Source organism: Lacrimispora sp. BS-2 (assembly GCF_040207125.1).
In the GTDB taxonomy this organism is placed as follows: domain Bacteria; phylum Bacillota; class Clostridia; order Lachnospirales; family Lachnospiraceae; genus Lacrimispora.
Map to the genome: position 1 here is coordinate 3,546,751 of NZ_CP157940.1, position 16,314 is coordinate 3,563,064.

Annotated in this window: 16 protein-coding genes; 5 read left to right on the forward strand and 11 right to left on the reverse strand. The window is 45.6% G+C overall.

Annotated features, from left to right (window positions below):
• Positions 1-45: 45 nt before the first annotated feature.
• From ABFV83_RS16705 to ABFV83_RS16715, 3 genes are all read right to left on the reverse strand, one after another.
• Entirely contained in the window at positions 46-1,392 is a 1,347-nt protein-coding gene (locus ABFV83_RS16705) for a glucose-6-phosphate isomerase (RefSeq protein WP_349945406.1), read from the reverse strand.
• A 122-nt stretch (positions 1,393-1,514) separates the two neighbouring features.
• Positions 1,515-2,456 (reverse strand): hypothetical protein, encoded by a 942-nt coding sequence (locus ABFV83_RS16710; protein ID WP_349945408.1) that lies wholly within the window; start codon positions 2,454-2,456, stop codon positions 1,515-1,517.
• Positions 2,457-2,583: 127 nt separating this feature from the next.
• Entirely contained in the window at positions 2,584-3,282 is a 699-nt protein-coding gene (locus ABFV83_RS16715) for a 5'-methylthioadenosine/adenosylhomocysteine nucleosidase (RefSeq protein WP_349945410.1), read from the reverse strand.
• 276 nt (positions 3,283-3,558) lie between these two features.
• Here ABFV83_RS16715 and ABFV83_RS16720 point away from each other — a divergent pair, with 276 nt between their 5' ends.
• The 5 genes from ABFV83_RS16720 (at position 3,559) to ABFV83_RS16740 (ending at position 7,406) form a co-directional block, all read left to right on the forward strand.
• The gene (locus tag ABFV83_RS16720; RefSeq protein ID WP_349945412.1) at positions 3,559-3,807 is read left to right on the forward strand and encodes a TIGR03905 family TSCPD domain-containing protein; all 249 of its coding nucleotides are present in this window, start codon (positions 3,559-3,561) and stop codon (positions 3,805-3,807) included.
• A gap of 101 nt (positions 3,808-3,908) precedes the next feature.
• Complete coding sequence (locus ABFV83_RS16725) at positions 3,909-4,703, forward strand: GntR family transcriptional regulator (protein ID WP_349945414.1); 795 nt, start codon at positions 3,909-3,911, stop codon at positions 4,701-4,703.
• Between the two features lie 261 nt (positions 4,704-4,964).
• Entirely contained in the window at positions 4,965-5,240 is a 276-nt protein-coding gene (locus ABFV83_RS16730) for a metal-sensing transcriptional repressor (protein WP_054739918.1), read from the forward strand.
• Between the two features lie 130 nt (positions 5,241-5,370).
• Positions 5,371-7,230 (forward strand): cation-translocating P-type ATPase, encoded by a 1,860-nt coding sequence (locus ABFV83_RS16735; protein WP_349945416.1) that lies wholly within the window; start codon positions 5,371-5,373, stop codon positions 7,228-7,230.
• A complete protein-coding gene (locus ABFV83_RS16740; RefSeq protein ID WP_349945418.1) occupies positions 7,227-7,406 on the forward strand; it encodes a hypothetical protein in 180 nt (59 codons plus the stop codon). The genes ABFV83_RS16735 and ABFV83_RS16740 overlap by 4 nt, the downstream gene beginning before the upstream one ends.
• Before the next feature lie 195 nt (positions 7,407-7,601).
• Here the strand turns inward: ABFV83_RS16740 and ABFV83_RS16745 are convergent, their stop codons facing one another.
• The 8 genes from ABFV83_RS16745 to ABFV83_RS16780 form a co-directional block, all read right to left on the reverse strand.
• Entirely contained in the window at positions 7,602-7,766 is a 165-nt protein-coding gene (locus tag ABFV83_RS16745) for a hypothetical protein (RefSeq protein WP_349945420.1), read from the reverse strand.
• A gap of 14 nt (positions 7,767-7,780) precedes the next feature.
• On the reverse strand, positions 7,781-9,073 hold the full coding sequence (locus tag ABFV83_RS16750; protein ID WP_349945421.1) for a cytosine permease: 1,293 nt from the start codon (positions 9,071-9,073) through the stop codon (positions 7,781-7,783).
• 28 nt (positions 9,074-9,101) lie between these two features.
• Positions 9,102-9,587 carry a nucleoside deaminase gene (locus tag ABFV83_RS16755; RefSeq protein ID WP_349945423.1) on the reverse strand — a complete coding sequence of 162 codons (486 nt, stop codon included), beginning with the start codon at positions 9,585-9,587 and terminating at the stop codon, positions 9,102-9,104.
• Between the two features lie 225 nt (positions 9,588-9,812).
• A complete protein-coding gene (locus ABFV83_RS16760) occupies positions 9,813-10,430 on the reverse strand; it encodes a nucleoside recognition domain-containing protein (protein WP_349945424.1) in 618 nt (205 codons plus the stop codon).
• A 204-nt stretch (positions 10,431-10,634) separates the two neighbouring features.
• Positions 10,635-11,897, reverse strand: coding sequence for a uracil permease (gene uraA, locus ABFV83_RS16765; RefSeq protein ID WP_349945426.1), 1,263 nt, complete (start codon positions 11,895-11,897; stop codon positions 10,635-10,637).
• Positions 11,898-12,088: 191 nt separating this feature from the next.
• The gene (locus ABFV83_RS16770; RefSeq protein WP_349945427.1) at positions 12,089-13,210 is read right to left on the reverse strand and encodes a nitronate monooxygenase family protein; all 1,122 of its coding nucleotides are present in this window, start codon (positions 13,208-13,210) and stop codon (positions 12,089-12,091) included.
• On the reverse strand, positions 13,210-14,934 hold the full coding sequence (locus tag ABFV83_RS16775; RefSeq protein WP_349945429.1) for an acetyl-CoA carboxylase carboxyltransferase subunit alpha: 1,725 nt from the start codon (positions 14,932-14,934) through the stop codon (positions 13,210-13,212). The genes ABFV83_RS16770 and ABFV83_RS16775 overlap by 1 nt, the downstream gene beginning before the upstream one ends.
• Positions 14,935-14,954: 20 nt before the next feature.
• Positions 14,955-16,307 (reverse strand): acetyl-CoA carboxylase biotin carboxylase subunit, encoded by a 1,353-nt coding sequence (locus tag ABFV83_RS16780; RefSeq protein ID WP_349945430.1) that lies wholly within the window; start codon positions 16,305-16,307, stop codon positions 14,955-14,957.
• Between the last annotated feature and the right edge of the window lie 7 nt (positions 16,308-16,314).

Below are 16,314 nucleotides of genomic sequence, written 5' to 3' on the forward strand. Positions count from 1 at the left end.
TTTATAAAAGTCTGGACCAGAATACCGGCGTTTTCTGCCAACATCCTATAATCTCTTTAAGAGCTCCTCTCTCTCCTTCTCATATCCCGGTTTTCCGAGGAGCGCGAACATATTCTTCTTATAGCTTTCCACTCCCGGCTGGTTAAACGGATTTACGCCCAAAATATATCCGCTGATACCGCATGCATATTCAAAGAAGTAGAAAAGCTGTCCCAGGCTGTACTCATCCTGTTTAGGAATCTTAACCATCAGGTTAGGCACGTTCCCGTCAGTATGAGCCAGAATGGTTCCGTTCATAGCACTCTTATTTACAAAATCAACACTCTTGCCTGCAAGATAGTTCATACCGTCGGTATCGACCTCTTCTTCCTTAAGAAGGATCGACCCGGGAGATTCTTCCATCTCCAGTACGGTTTCGAACATAATTCTGGACCCATCCTGAATAAACTGTCCCATAGAGTGTAAGTCTGTGGTCAAATCCACTGCGGCAGGAAAGATCCCTCTTTGATCTTTTCCTTCACTCTCTCCAAACAACTGCTTCCACCACTCGGAAACATAATGAAGGCTTGGCTCATAATTTGCCACGATCTCCACTGTCTTTCCTTTACGAAGCAGGATATTGCGCACGGCCGCATACTGAAGGGCGCCGTTTGACTCATAGGGCGCTTCCAGGGTTTCCTTCCTGGCCGCCTCCGCCCCTTCCATTAATTTATCAATATCAGCGCCGGACACTGCAATCGGAAGAAGGCCGACTGCTGTAAGCACTGAGAAACGTCCTCCTACGTCATCCGGAACCACAAAGGATTCATAGCCTTCCTCATCAGCCAGATTCTTCAGTGCGCCCCTTGCCTTATCCGTGGTGGCATAAATCCTTTTATTTGCCTCCTCACGGCCATATTTCTCAATCAGCATATCCTTAAATACCCGGAAAGCGATTGCCGGCTCTGTGGTCGTACCGGACTTTGATATAATATTAACGGAGAAATCCTTTCCTTCCAGCACATCCTTTAAGTCATGGATGTATTTGCTGCTGATGCTGTTTCCAACGAAATAAATCTCCGGAGTTTTACGTTTTCCTTTTGGCAATACATTGTAAAAGCTGTGGGATAAAAATTCTATGGCTGCCCTGGCTCCAAGATAGGAACCACCGATACCGATGACAAGCAGAACATCAGAATCATTTTGAATCTTCTCTGCTGCCGTCTTTATTCTCTGGAACTCTTCCTTATCATAATCCACCGGAAGGTCAATCCAACCCAAGAAATCATTGCCTGCACCGGATTTGTCCATCAGCACATTCTTTGCACACATAACTGTGGCCTTCATATTCTCCATTTCCTCTGCTGATACAAATCCTGCTGCCCTGGAATAATCAAAACTTATATTTCCCATTGCTAATATTCTCCTTTTCCTTTTATTCTCGCAAAGGCAACGTCTCTTACCCCCTGCTTGGGAAAATTATACCACAGAACAGTTCTAAATGCGACATGATTTTCATTTGGCCTTCCAAACGTTCATGTTAAATATTCCTGGAGAATTTCACCGATCAGCTTTAACTCATCAGGACTTAGATCTTTTAACCAGTCCTCTCCCTGCCTGCCTCCCCGCTCTCTTTCCCTGCTGGCGGCAATCTGTTCCAAGCTTCGTTTTAAGTAGTCCACATCCCGCCTGGAGTTCTTAAGCTCGGGCTGGGCCTGGCTTTCCCCTCTTTCGGGCACCTCTTTCGAGGCTTCAGAAAATACCTCCATGGACTGTTTTGAGGAACGGTTCCTTAAAGGCTTTTCCAGGGTTCCGTTTCTCTGCCTTGCACTTCTTCTGTCCGCCTTCTTGTCCTGCTCCGGCTCCTCTTCTGCCCCGGGCTTTGACGACTGGGAATAAATAGATCTTATATTTTCACGGGTTTCCACATGAGGCCCCGATATTGCCTGTAAATCCTCTCGTTCCATATCCAACCGATAAATCAGCGTATTTTCCAGATAATTGTCCAGGGACGCAAACAGCTGCTGCCGTTTCTCCACAATTCCTGCACCGTGGTCCACCAGAATGGTGAACAGTCCAGCCATGATCCCTGCCGAGCCATACAAGACTATGTAATAAGAATCAGTTCGGTACCAATAGGATGCAAATGCCGCTGCACCTCCTGCCAGAAAGCACCAGAGCGTCATCTGGTTGGAAAACATATTCCATCCGTGAAGTGTTACACCCATATATTTAAAATCATACATCTGCCGTTCCAGATACGGCTTTACCTTTGGGATTCCCTGGTTCATCTGGTACGTGGTTTCTGTCTTCTGTTTAAATGCCCGAAGACTCTTGTTTTTAGTCAATGTAAGGTTATCGGATTCTTTGATCAATCTTTTGTAGAGGTTACGTGTCAGCCATCTGGTGACAATGCCGATGCCGCACAGGGCTGCCAGCACGAATAGCGCTTTGCCTGTCTGTAAAAATTCCAGCATAATAATAGCTCCCCTTTCTTCCCGGTTACGACCGGTGATAGGTCTATTATAATCACCCGGTTTGTCTTTGGGAAGATGAGAGAGCCTAGAATCGTTCGTCAAATTTTGTCAGGATTCGATTCTCAACCTAATATGAATGCCGTTCAGCTATGGCTAAAATAAGGTTTACAGAATGCTTGACCGCCTTCGCCTCAAACTCGCTGTAGTCCATGTTTGCGCTGTCATCCGCCTTATCTGAGATAGCTCTTATGATGAGAAAAGGGATGTGGTTTAAGTATGCCGCCTGTGCGATGGCAGCCCCTTCCATCTCCGTGCAGTATCCGCCGAAAGTCTGGGATATCCACTGTTTTTTAACCCTATCAGAAATAAACTGGTCCCCTGAAACCACCCTTCCGGTAAAAACTCCGATTTCAGGATTAACCTCTCTGCAGCATTCTTCAGCCAGATTCCGAAGCCTTTCATCGGCCTGGAATGCAAATTCCTTCATCTGGGGGATCTGTCCCGCAGGATATCCAAAGCCGGTGGCATCCATATCGTGATGTACCGTATCTGTGGAAAGCACCACATCCCCGATGTTGATCTCATTCTTTAAAGAACCGGCAATTCCGGTATTGATGACTGCGGTCACATGGTAATGGTCTGCCAGAATCTGGGTGCAGATTGCTGCATTTACCTTACCGATTCCGGAACGGACCACCACCGCTTCTCTTCCTTTTAAAAATCCTCTATAAAAGTCCATTGCAGCTATGGTTTCTACCGTAACCTTCTCCATGGCCTTTTTTACTTCTGCCACCTCTACATCCATGGCTCCGATGATTCCTAACATAATTTTTCTCCTTTCTTCCTCATGCCCCTGTTCCTAAGGCATAAAGGTATACCCCAAGGGTATTTTCACAAGCTTCCCTTAAGTACCGCTTTTTGTGTGCTGCTACCTATTATAGCAGTTTGTATCAAATTTGTCAGGATAAATACTTGGGAAATTCACCGGATTCCAATGGGTTTACCCTATCCTGCCTGCAAAGAACTATTGACAATGCTGCCCGGATTTCCTATAATTTTATAATCTGTTATAACGAAACATTATGAATCGGAGGAAATTAAGTTGAAATATAAAACACACGGCGTCTGTTCACAGGAAATTGATTTTGAAGTAGAGGATAACAAACTGGTTCAGGTTCAGTTTGTAGGCGGCTGCTCCGGCAACACCCAGGGCGTGTCCCGTTTGGTGGAAGGCATGGATGTAGATGAAGCCATCAAAAGACTGGAAGGAATCCAGTGCGGATTCAGACCCACTTCCTGTCCGGATCAGCTGGCACAAGCATTAAAACATTATAAAGAAACTCTGTCCTAAGGCTTAAATTTTGCACACATGTTTACAATATAATTCTGCCATGATAAAATGGAAATAACGGAATTCCTGCTCTTTTAAATAAAATTTGATAGGGGGATTACATGACAGAAAAAAGCAAGGAACCAAAACCGCGGCGTATTCAAAAAACAGATTTAAAAACACAGGTGGAAGTGGAACTGCTGCATTTTATCAAACAGATGGATCTCTCGATGAATAACAAACTGCCAAGAGAAGAAGAACTGTCCAGAATGCTGGGAGTCAGCCGCATCACACTGCGAAGCGTCCTCGACGATCTGTCTGCAAAGGGAATGATATTCCGCAGGCATGGAAGAGGAACTTTTATTAATAACAGCTTTTTTGAAATGAAAGCCAGCTTTAATCCTGTCATGCATTTTGTGGACATGATAACCAACAGCGGCTATAAACCCAGAATAGAGATGATTCACCACGACATCATCAAGGCGGACAGGGATGTGGCAAACCACCTTGAAATGGCGGAAGGCGGCCTGGTTCTTGTCTGTGACAAGATATTTTATGCTGATACGCAGATATGCGCTGTCACAAGGGATTACATCCCATTCTCCTATCTTAACGGAGTGGATATGGCGGAGCTGGACAACTTCGTTGATTCCGTATTTTACTTTATGTACAAGGCCACCGGGAAAAAGCTGGAATGGGATAAGGTAGAACTGAATGCAGTATACAGTAAGGATGTGGAACTGTTAAACGGACTTCTGGAACGCTTTGGCATTCCGCCAAAAGCATTTCTCCTTCTGAAAGGCATGAATTATGACGAGGATGGTACTGCTGCCGTATATGCCTGGGAGTATGTAGACACCACTATATTAAAATATAGTCAAATACGTAAGAGGCTTCTGCACTATGAAGAAATTTAAGATTTACAGCATATACAAAACAAGCGGCCCGAAATGAATGCTTTAAACGCTTTCATTCCGGGCCGCTTTATTTTTCTTCTTTAGGCCAATGTCCTAATGGTTAGCAGGCAGGCATGGCCCAACTGTTCCGACAGAATTTTTCTTTTCATCATACGGTTAAATCCCTGTTCGTGTGTAACGTTACAATACCATCAGATTGACGTAGCAGGCTAAGTATGATATTCTTATTTTATACCCCTATAGGTATAAGGAGGTGGGAGAATGCGCCAGTGTATGGATGCAGATAATCTGCATCGTCGGTTGAATAAAATCATGGGTCAAATCAAGGCGATTGATAAAATGATAGACGAAGACATTTCATGTGAGGATATACTTATTCAGGTCAATGCAGCTAAAGGCGCTTTGCATAAAGTTGGACAAGTAATTCTGGAAGGACACTTAAATCATTGTGTAAGAGAAGGAATCGAACACGGGGACGCCGATAAAACGATAGCAGAATTTGCAAAGGCTATAGAGCACTTTTCACGTATGAGCTAAAAGAATATATCTCTCTGAAAATCAGCATCCGAAACCCGGTTGCTTTTTTTTATTGACAAGAGTATACCTATAGGGGTATACTCTTGTTGTGTGTACGTATACCCCCATAAGTATATAAGGAGTGATTTATTTGTTGACATTTTTTAAAGATAGCGAAAAGAGGACAATACTGTTTCTCTGCCTTTCGGCTATTTCATTAACTATCAGTTTCTTTGACATTGGATCGTTGCCTGTTAATGCGGCATGGGTTGCCATCCTGCTTTGCGGCATTCCAATCGTAAAGGGCGCAGTTGCCGGGCTTGTTACAGAGCTTGATATTAAGGCAGATGTATTGGTGTCCATTGCCCTCATTGCTTCAGTTATGATTAGTGAAATATTTGCGGCTGGCGAGGTTGCCTTTATTATGACAATTGGCTCGTTTCTGGAAGAACGGACTGTTGCCAAGGCTCGGGCAGGAATTGAAAAGCTGGTGCATTTAACACCTGCTACGGCAAGGGTTCTTCTGAATGGCGAAGAAATCACCATTCCGGCCCAGCAGGTCAAGGTTGACGATACCCTTCGCGTATTGGCAGGCGAAACAGTTCCTGTGGATGGAATCATTATTAAAGGACAAACTTCCGTTGACCAATCCGTAATGACAGGAGAATCGCTCCCTGTTGACAAAAGGGAAGGCGATGAGGTAAAGAGTGGAACCGTCAATCAGTTTGGAACCTTTGACATGCAGGCGCAAAAGGTTGGTGGGGATAGCTCACTGCAACGCATGATTCACCTTGTAGAATCAGCGGACGCTGGAAAAGCCAGAATTGTTGGAATAGCAGACCGATGGGCTACATGGATTGTGGTTATCGCCCTTGCTGCCGCCGCAATTACATGGCTTGTAACAGGCGAGATTATTCGCAGTGTTACCATTTTAGTCGTATTTTGCCCTTGTGCGTTGGTGCTGGCCACACCCGCCGCAATCATGGCAGGTATTGGCAATGCTACAAAATACGGGATTCTTGTCAGTCAGGGAGACGCGCTGGAAAGATTGGCAAAAGTAAAGCGTATCGCCTTTGACAAAACAGGTACGCTTACATATGGTAAGCCATCTGTAGTAAAGATTCAAAGCTGTTCTGCTGTGATGACCGATGAACAATTATTCCAAGTTGCCGCAGCTTCGGAGTTAAGGTCCGAGCATCCACTTGGAAAGGCGATTGTGGCAAGCTATAAAGAAACATACAGGAAGCTGCCGGCTGATCCAGATTCATTTCAGCTTTTGGCGGGGCGGGGGGTGTCTGCTATGATAAATGGGCATCCGTTTTTTTCCGGAAATGAAGCCCTTGTTAAGGACAATGGTCTCACTATTCCTGACCGTTTGCTGGAAAGTGGGGAATACCTCAAATCTGAGGGAAGCACCATTATCTATATTATGGATCAAGAGAATGTATTGGGCCTGATTGGGCTCTCTGATACGATTCGTCCCGATGCCGCCAAGGTCGTAAAAGAAATAGCATTCACTGGCGTAAACACCGTTTTGCTTACAGGTGATTCACCACAAGCAGCTAATCACATGGCAAAAACCGCTGGAATCAGTGACATACAATCCGGTTGCCTGCCAGAAGACAAGCTGAACGCAATCAGGCGGTATCAGGAAAACGGGGAGCTTGTCTGCATGGTTGGCGACGGTATCAATGATGCACCCGCATTAAAGGCTGCCCAGGTAGGGATCGCAATGGGAAGCATAGGAAGCGATATTGCAATCGAAGCGGCGGATATTGCCCTTGTCGGTGATGATATACGGGAAATCCCACACCTGCTGATGCTATCTAAAAAGACAATGCATACCATTAACATGAATCTTGCGGCATCCATGATACTCAACTTTGCCGCAATCGCGCTGGCAATTACCGGAATACTAAGTCCCGTAGTAGGCGCTCTTGTTCATAATGTAGGTTCGGTTGCAGTTATTATCAATTCATCTTTACTTTTAAAATGGAGGGAAAAAAAGTGAAAGAATTATTTTTATTTGTTCTTTTTTTAACCGTGGGAATAGGAGTACTGGTTGCAGGAATCGTGTACATGCTTAAAGAGAAACACGACCTGGAATCCGTTAAGATTTATCGTGTAATGTCCATCATAGGGGCAGTCATAACGGCAGGTTCTGTATTGTATCGGTTATATATATGAATACGCAGCCATTGCCAAGGGCCAAGTTGGCCAAAAATGTTAAAGAAACAGGATGTACCGCTATCGGTGCATCCTGTTTTTTCAACATTTGAAGCTGTCCATGATGTTTTTATTGTTTCTGAAGCTGCTTCCTTATGTATCTTGACCATTATGATAAGGGACTTTATATCTTTCACCCCTTTTATAACCCCTTATTTATGGCTGCCACTTGGCGTAGCCATATATCATGACGAAAATGCTTACCACAAGAAGTACATTTCCAGTAAAAATATACGGCGTCTTCTCAGCCAGGCAAGCCATGAATGATCCGACCCCCATGATGACCGTACCCACCAGGGCGCTTAATTTATACCTGTTCATATAACTCCCTCCTTCTACGCTTCTTCAGCCAGATTACCAGTCACCTGCCTGTTGGTTACAGCCATTAATACCGTATAAATAATGGCTCCCAGTATCATTCCGTTCAATGAAGGAAGTCCAAAGGGAATTATGTATACCGCTGCAATACAAACAGCCCAGGTGATCCATGGAACCGGATTCCATTTGCGGAAGGAAGCTTTGTCAAAATCCTCGTACCGTCCCTTGTGAACCAGGAAATAGTCAGCAAGGATAATTCCGGATAACGGAGGAACAACGGTTCCCAGAATATTTAAGAAGCTGAACAGAAAACCGATCTCATATGGCCTTGTAAGGGTTGCAACAGCAGACAGCGCCAAAAGGATCCCCAGCATTTTCTTTCTCTCCATCTTAAATGCATTGGAAAGATTTAAGGAGGTTGAGTAAAGATTTGCCGCATTGGTTGTAAATATGTTGGTGGTCATAAGGATCAAGCTGGGAATGACCAGCCCAAAGCTTAAGAGAATAACAGTCAAGTCGCTGTTCTGCATGGCAATGGCTGCAATCGCGCCGCAGACGATCATGAGGATGTTGCCGCCTAAAAGACCTGTAAGAGTTGCAGATACGGCTGTTTTCGTATCCTTGGCATAACGCATGATATCTGCAATACAGGTGGCGGTAGAAAGCACCCATGTGCCGATAACAGCTGTAATCCCTGAGAACAGAGGTATATTTGCACTTGGAACGTAGGAGAACAGAGCCTCTGCGCCGCCCATGACACCCAGAGAACGGATGGCAGTGGCAATGGACAGAAATACGATTGCCGGGATAGCGATATATCCCAAGATGGCAATTGCCTGGATACCGAACATGGCGAAAATTCCCATGACAACGGCGCTGGCCGCCATACAGGCTCCTTCGCCAACCCAGCCAAAATGGAATACCTGGGCCACAAAATGTCCGTAAGTAGCTGCCTGAATGGTATACCAGCCGAAATTTACAATCGGTACAAAAATCGATGCGGCCTTGGAACCGCTGGAACCAAAACTATAACGGGTGAGCAGGGCAAAGGTAAGTCCTGTCTTGCAGGCAATAATACTGATTAACACAGCAATGATGCTTAAGAAAATATTGCCCCCCAACGTTGCAATAAGAATCCCCTTAAAATCCAGTCCTGCGGCAAGACCCCCTCCTGCCATCATGCTGGTGATAACAAAAACAAACCCGGTCCAGATAATTGTAAGGCTGAAATAGCTTTTTCGCTGGTTTAAAGGCACAGCGCTGCGGGAATATTCTGTATCTGCCTGTTGACTTTGATTTTTCTGATCCATCTCGAAACCCTCCATGATTCATCAACTTTTAATTGTTCCAATACCCCTTATGGACTTCTGCAATCTCCTCTACCAGTTCCGGAAATGGTCCAACAACTTCAATTTTTTTCTGTCCCCTTGCAAATACCTCACGGCAGGGCAGATCAAAGGTAGGATTCTGAGGATCTGCACCTGTATGGGCCAGCAGATCTTTTTCAGACATTCCGTACACCACCCGTCCGATGCCCGCCCAATAGATAGCTCCTGCACACATGGCACATGGCTCTGCCGTTGTATAAAGAGTGCATTCCCCAAGAAAATCCTTAGAGTATAGTTGAGATGCTCTCTCAGCTACCTGTGTCTCAGCATGACCCGTGCATTTCCCTTCCGTAATCTCAACATTGGGCTGTTCCAGAAGAATGCTTCCATCCTTTCCTGCTAAAAGCGCCCCAAAAGGCGTGTTGCCTCCTTCCCTTGACTGGCGGGATATCTCCGCGCACCGCTTTAGATTTTTAACGTCAATCTCATAGTCCATATTAGACCTCCTATTGTATAAGGTAATACCTTATATCTTACTTATGGTAATAATTTAACATATAATAAAAGTGTTGTAAATAAAAAATGTGCTTAATAAAGGCGAAAAATATTGTGCACATTATCCAAATTACAATTGCCTTTATCCCCTTTTTCCGGCATAAAAATAAATCCCAGACTTTGTAAAGTAAGGGATTTATGATAAAACAGTCCTATAAGGGACTACCTAACGGTCCAGCAGTTTGCAGGCAGCCACACCCACAAGGGTTGAAAAGAGGGTGGCAAGGAGCGCCGGTCCCACCACGGCCACTGGATTGGGACTGCCATACTGGCTCCTGTAGGCGATCATATTGACCGGTATTAACTGCAGGGAAGAAATATTAATGATAAGAAAGGTACACATCTCATTATTTGCAGTTCCTTCCGGAAACGGCTTTTTCAGATACCTCCCGGAAACTTCTCCTTTTCTCCGCTTATCTTCCAGTTCCTTTAAGGCTTCCATGGCCTTAAGCCCTGCCGGGGTAGCCGCCCAGCCAAGCCCCAGGATATTGGCGATGATATTGGTAGAGATGTATTCAAAGGCCGGATGGCCATCCGGGATCCGGGGAAAAAGGAAACGAAGTATGGGGCTCATTTTCTGAGAAATCCGTTCGATCAGCCCGGATTTTCGCCCGATCTCCATGATGCCGCTCCAAAATGACATGATTCCCAGCATGGTGATGCACAGCATAACAGCTTCCTTAGCAGAAGTCAAAGCCCCGTCTGTCACCCCGCTTAAATTTCCGTGGAAAGCCCCCCAAAGGACGCCTGCCAGCATCATAAAGGCCCATAAATAATTCAGCATTGCTCTTTCCTCTTCTTAACATCTTTCACATCTTTCTTAATCCATCTTATTCCCTTTAAAATGACCTTATTACAATCAGAGGATATTTACAGGAATATGAAAAATACCGCAAAACAACTGATATTCCGTTGCTTTGCGGTATTTTAAAAATCTGCGATTCACATTTCCCGGTTATTGACCCTCCCGGATCTTTTCTTACTTTAATTAACCATTATCCCTGTCATTTGTCAGATTCAGCTTGTCCAGCACAAAAAACATGAGACCCATCAGCATGCCTACTACACATGCAAGAACCATACCTGATAACTGAATGCTTCCAAACTTTACGGCAACACCGGAAAGTCCTGTTACAAAGATAACGGAGGTCATGGCCATATTTCTGGATTTTCCATAATCTACCTTTGCATCGACCAGAATACGAATACCTGAGGCTCCAATCATTCCATACAGTAAGAATGAAATTCCGCCGATTACCGGCCCTGGAATTGTGTTGATCAGTGTTGTCATCTTTCCGATAAAAGAACAGATAACAGAGAGAACAGCCGCTCCACCAATTACATAGACGCTGTATACCTTTGTCATTGCCATAACACCGATATTTTCCCCATATGTGGTGGTGGGCACGGAGCCAACAAGACCGGAAAGTGTGGTTGATATATAATCTCCCAGCAAGGAGCGGTGAAGTCCGGGATCCTTAATCAAATCTCTGTCAACTATTTTACCGGTTACAATCTGGTGGCCGATATGTTCTGAAGTAACGACCAGAAGCACCGGGAGAATAATGACAATTGCTTCCCATCTGAACTTAGGTACTGAAAAATTTGGAAGGGACAGCCATGCTGCGGTGCTGACCTCATTGAAATTTACAATACCGCATAAAAGTGCAGCCACATATCCTGCAATAATCGCAATTAAAATCGGGATAACAGATAAGAATTTTCTGAATACCACAGAACCAATCACTGCTGTCAACAGAGTTACCAGAAAAACAATGACATTCTTCATATCGATCATTTCATCCTTAAGGCCTGCATTGGATGCGGCTGTTCCTGCCAGTTCCAGTCCAATTAAAGCCACAACCGGTCCCATAGCCGCCGGAGGAAGGACAGTATCAATCCAGTCCGAACCGAATTTATAAATAATCAGTGCCAGAACACAACCGCAAATACCCACAACAACAAACCCGCCCAGGGCATAATTATAGCCCCATTTGCTGATAACAATTCCTGCCGGTGCCAGGAACGCAAAACTGGAGCCAAGGTATGCCGGTGCTTTTCCCTTTGTTATGAAAATAAAAAATAATGTTCCAATTCCATTCATGAACAGTACAATTGCCGGGTTGATTCCAAATATAAAAGGAACCAGGACTGACGCCCCGAACATTGCGAACATATGCTGGATACTTAAGGGCACCAGCAGCTTAAATGGCACTTTTTCTTCCACCTGAATGATTTTCTTGCTTTCCATGCAGCTCTCCATTTCTCTCTAAGTCTTCTTAACAATTTTTTATCTTTCCCATTATAGCACTACCTCTATGTTCACGCAACCACTTAAAAAACAGTCTTATCTGCTGTACGCGCCATTAAAAAGGCTGCAGCTCCGGTTTCTTTAAACCGGCAGCTTTGCAGCCCCTTTTAGTTAAATACCCTACAACGGAATCAATTCTCACCAACCAGATCTTTTATAACCTCTTCCACTGTTTCCATCCGTGTTGCAAGATGAGCCTTACTTCCGCAAAAAATCAGTCCATCTTCGGTCCGTCCTTCCGCGGAGTCCACCAAAGCCTTTGTAATACAATAAGGAATAGTCTTCCTGTCACATTTATCCAGACATTGATAACAATGCTCCAGACGGAAAGGCGTATCTCCCACTGTCTTTAAGAAAGGATTTTTTATGGCCCTTCCCGGCATTCCCACCGGGCTTTTGGTAATGACGATATCTTCTTTTTTTGCTTGAAGATATGCCTGCTTAAACTCTTCCGGGGCATCGCATTCCACAGTGGTCACAAACCGTGTCGCAACCTGGACGCCGTCAGCTCCAAGGGAAAGCTGGTGCTCTACATCCTCATGAGAGTAAATGCCTCCTGCAGTCACCACAGGAATTACCTTATTGTACTTATCCCCATACTCCTTTACAAGCCTGATGATGCCTTTTACCTCTTCATCATATTCCGCCTGCTTATAAGTATGTTCCACATCCTCTGTATCTACTCCAAGGTTTTCTAAATCCCCTCTGGAAAATCCCAGGTGTCCTCCTGCCAATGGTCCCTCCACCACTACCAGGTCAGGTGCCTGATGGTATTTACGGTCCCACATCTTGCAAATAACCATGGCAGACTTAACCGTTGATACAATGGGCGCTATCTTGGTCTTTAACGCAATTCCGGCCTCTTCCGCCGCCTCTGCCACATATTCCGGAAGGCTTACAGGAAGCCCGGCTCCGGATATGATTAAATCCGCCCCGGCCTTTACCGCCTTTTTCACATAGCTGGCATAACTTTTCGTGGCAACCATAATGTTAAAGCCTATTATGCCCTCCGGCGCGATTTCCCTTGCCTTTTTCATTTCCTGTCCAATGGCCCGTAAATTCGCTTCCAAAGGATTTTCCTTAAAATCAGGCTCCCGAAAGCCGATCTGAGCCGTGGAAATGATTCCGATCCCTCCGGCCTTTGCCACTGCTCCGGCCAGGGAAGAAAGGCTGATTCCTACTCCCATACCACCCTGAATCACCGGATGGCTGGCCACCAGTTCTCCTATTACCAAAGGTTTTAATGTTCCCATTACATTCTCCTAAATCTTTCATATCTCTGATCTGCAAGTTCTTCCTTTGTCATGGTAAGGAAAACGGCAAAAAATTCTTCCATGGCCTTATCCATTTCTTCTGCAATCAGGTCAAGGTTCTCTGCACAGGCCGGCTCTTCTTCTGAGATCACCCGCTCTATGAGACCTAACTCCATTAAATCCCTGGCCGTGATCTTCATGACCCTGGCCGCGTCATTCGCTTTTTTGCTGTCCTTATAAAGAATCGAAGCAAACCCCTCAGGAGAAAGGATGGAATAAATGGAATTTTCCATCATCCAGACTTCATTGCCCACTGCCATGGCAAGAGCGCCGCCGCTGCCTCCCTCTCCTATTACGATGGAAAGAACCGGCACAGTTAAATCCCCCATTTCAAATAAATTTCTGGCGATGGCCTCTCCCTGGCCCCTTTCCTCGGCCTCAAGGCCGCAGAAGGCTCCCGGCGTATCCACAAAGCAGATGACCGGCCGGCCAAAGGTTTCCGCCTGTTTCATCAGACGCAGAGCCTTCCGGTATCCCTCAGGGGAAGGCATTCCAAAATTCCGTCTGATGTTATCCTTTGTATTCTTCCCCTTTTCCTGTCCGATTACCGTAACAGGAATTCCATGGAAAGAGGCGATCCCGCCTACGATTGCACCGTCATCTTTATAATAACGGTCTCCGGCAAATTCCATAAAATCATCAAACAGCGCATGAATGTAATCCGATGCCACCGGCCGGTCCGAGCTTCTGGATAATAATACCGTATCCCAGGCACTCCTTTTATTCTTTCGGGGCCGGAAGGGCTTCTTTTTTCCACCATTTGCTTCCGCTTTTACCCGGTTATCCACAGGAAAACCCTGAACGATTTGGGGATTGTGGAGCTTTAAGATGTTTGCCAGGGTTACCTTCATCTCTTCCCTGGGCACGATCTTGTCAATGAAGCCATGTTCAAGCAAAAACTCCGCCCTCTGGAACCCTTCCGGCAGCTTCTGTCCAATGGTCTGTTCAATGACCCGGGGTCCTGCAAATCCGATCAGGGCGAAAGGCTCTGCCAGAATAATATCACCCAGCATGGCAAAACTGGCCGTCACTCCTCCTGTAGTAGGATCCGTAAGAACGCTGATATAAAGCTGGCCTGCCTGATGATGGCGCTTTAAGGCTGCCGAGGTCTTTGCCATCTGCATGAGGGATACGATCCCTTCCTGCATTCTGGCTCCGCCGGAGCATGCAAAAAGGATCACCGGAAGCTTTTCCCTTGTGGCCCGCTCCACGGCCCTTGCGATCTTCTCCCCCATCACATGACCCATACTGCTCATAATGAAACGGGCATCACAGACTCCGATCACAGCCTTCTGGCTGTTTATCTCACAGCGTCCGGTGACAATGGCTTCTGAAAGGCCGGTCTTTTCCCTGGCTGCAGCCACCTTTTTATCATAACCTGGAAAATCAAGGGGATTTTTAAATTCCATCTCCTTATCCCATTCTTCAAAGGTTCCCTCATCCGCCACCATTTCAATTCTCTGGTAAGCATGGAGACGGAAATACCCCTTGCATTTGGGGCAGATGAAATGATTGCTTCTCACATCCTCCACATAAATGGGCTGGCTGCATTTATTGCACTTTCTCCACAGCCCGGCCGGAATGCCTGGTTCCTCAGACTTTTCAGGAGCCTTGTATTTGCTGTCTATTAGTGTATAGGTTTTCTTAAACATGCTTTTTAACATAAGATCGCTCCTTTACCTGCCTACCGGACATAATCCGGAAAATATTTGGGGATAAAATCCGTATCCACATCTCCACTCTGGTAAGCGTCATGACTCAGGATATCAAACTGAAAATCCACATTTGTCTCAATTCCCTCTATGATCAGTTCCCCAAGAGCGCTTCTCATCTTTAAGATGGCTTCCTCCCGGTCCTTACCGTGGACGATCATCTTCATCAGCATGGAATCATAGTTTGCCGGAACCTTATATTCATTGTAAATGTGTGTGTCAATGCGGACCCCGTTTCCTCCGGGCACATGGACATTTTTTATGAGGCCCGGACAGGGCATGAAATTTTTCGCCGGATTTTCTGCATTGATCCTGCATTCAATGGCATGGCCTGTTATGGCTACATCCTCCTGCCTTACGCTTAAAGGCTTTCCTGCCGCGATACGGATCTGTTCCTTGATTAAATCAAGACCCGTTACCATCTCGGTCACCGGATGCTCCACCTGGATGCGGGTGTTCATTTCCATAAAATAAAAATTCTTATGTTTATCCAGAAGGAACTCAATGGTTCCCGCATTCTCATATTTAACGGCCTTGGCCGCACGGACCGCAATCTCTCCCATACGGGTCCTCAGTTCCTCAGAAATAGCTGCTGACGGAGATTCTTCCAGAACCTTTTGATGGCGTCTTTGAATGGAGCAGTCACGCTCTCCTAAATGCACCACATTTCCAAACTTATCGGCCATGATCTGAAATTCAATGTGTCTTGGTTTTTCAATATATTTTTCAATATACATGGTATCATCAGAAAATCCCTTTACCGACTCCATCTGAGCATTCTTAAAGTTGGCTTCAAAATCCTCCAGGCTCTTGGATATCCTCATGCCTTTTCCGCCGCCTCCTGAGGAAGCCTTGATCATAACAGGAAAACCGATCCTTTCTGCCATGGCTTTTGCTTCTTCCACCTGACGGACCGCTTCCTTTCCGCCTGGGACCACGGGGACTCCAGCTTCCATCATGGTCTTTCTGGCCTCGGATTTATTTCCCATCTTCCCTATTACCTGTGCGGAAGGTCCGATAAAGGCAATGTTACATTTTTCACAAAGTTCCGCAAACCTTGTATTTTCCGAAAGAAAACCAAATCCCGGATGAATAGCATCCGCTTTCATGGCTACGGTAGCCGTGAGGATCCTCTCCATGTTTAAGTAGCTCTGGGTCGAGGGCGCCGGGCCAATGCAGACCGCCTCATCAGCCAATAAGGTATGAAGGCTCTCCCGGTCCGCCTCTGAATAAACGGCAACCGTTTTAATCCCCATTTCCCTGCAGGCTCTTATGATACGTACCGCAATCTCACCACGATTGGCAATTAAAATCTTATCAAACATAAGCTTC

Coding starts and splice junctions, on each gene's coding strand:
- uraA (WP_349945426.1), bottom strand. CDS start 11,897: ATGGAAAGCAAGAAAATCATTCAGGTGGAAGAAAAAGTGCCATTTAAG.
- ABFV83_RS16725 (WP_349945414.1), top strand. CDS start 3,909: ATGACAGAAAAAAGCAAGGAACCAAAACCGCGGCGTATTCAAAAAACA.
- ABFV83_RS16745 (WP_349945420.1), bottom strand. CDS start 7,766: ATGAACAGGTATAAATTAAGCGCCCTGGTGGGTACGGTCATCATGGGG.
- ABFV83_RS16770 (WP_349945427.1), bottom strand. CDS start 13,210: ATGGGAACATTAAAACCTTTGGTAATAGGAGAACTGGTGGCCAGCCAT.
- ABFV83_RS16755 (WP_349945423.1), bottom strand. CDS start 9,587: ATGGACTATGAGATTGACGTTAAAAATCTAAAGCGGTGCGCGGAGATA.
- ABFV83_RS16760 (WP_349945424.1), bottom strand. CDS start 10,430: ATGCTGAATTATTTATGGGCCTTTATGATGCTGGCAGGCGTCCTTTGG.
- ABFV83_RS16780 (WP_349945430.1), bottom strand. CDS start 16,307: ATGTTTGATAAGATTTTAATTGCCAATCGTGGTGAGATTGCGGTACGT.
- ABFV83_RS16710 (WP_349945408.1), bottom strand. CDS start 2,456: ATGCTGGAATTTTTACAGACAGGCAAAGCGCTATTCGTGCTGGCAGCC.
- ABFV83_RS16705 (WP_349945406.1), bottom strand. CDS start 1,392: ATGGGAAATATAAGTTTTGATTATTCCAGGGCAGCAGGATTTGTATCA.
- ABFV83_RS16750 (WP_349945421.1), bottom strand. CDS start 9,073: ATGGATCAGAAAAATCAAAGTCAACAGGCAGATACAGAATATTCCCGC.
- ABFV83_RS16730 (WP_054739918.1), top strand. CDS start 4,965: ATGCGCCAGTGTATGGATGCAGATAATCTGCATCGTCGGTTGAATAAA.
- ABFV83_RS16715 (WP_349945410.1), bottom strand. CDS start 3,282: ATGTTAGGAATCATCGGAGCCATGGATGTAGAGGTGGCAGAAGTAAAA.
- ABFV83_RS16775 (WP_349945429.1), bottom strand. CDS start 14,934: ATGTTAAAAAGCATGTTTAAGAAAACCTATACACTAATAGACAGCAAA.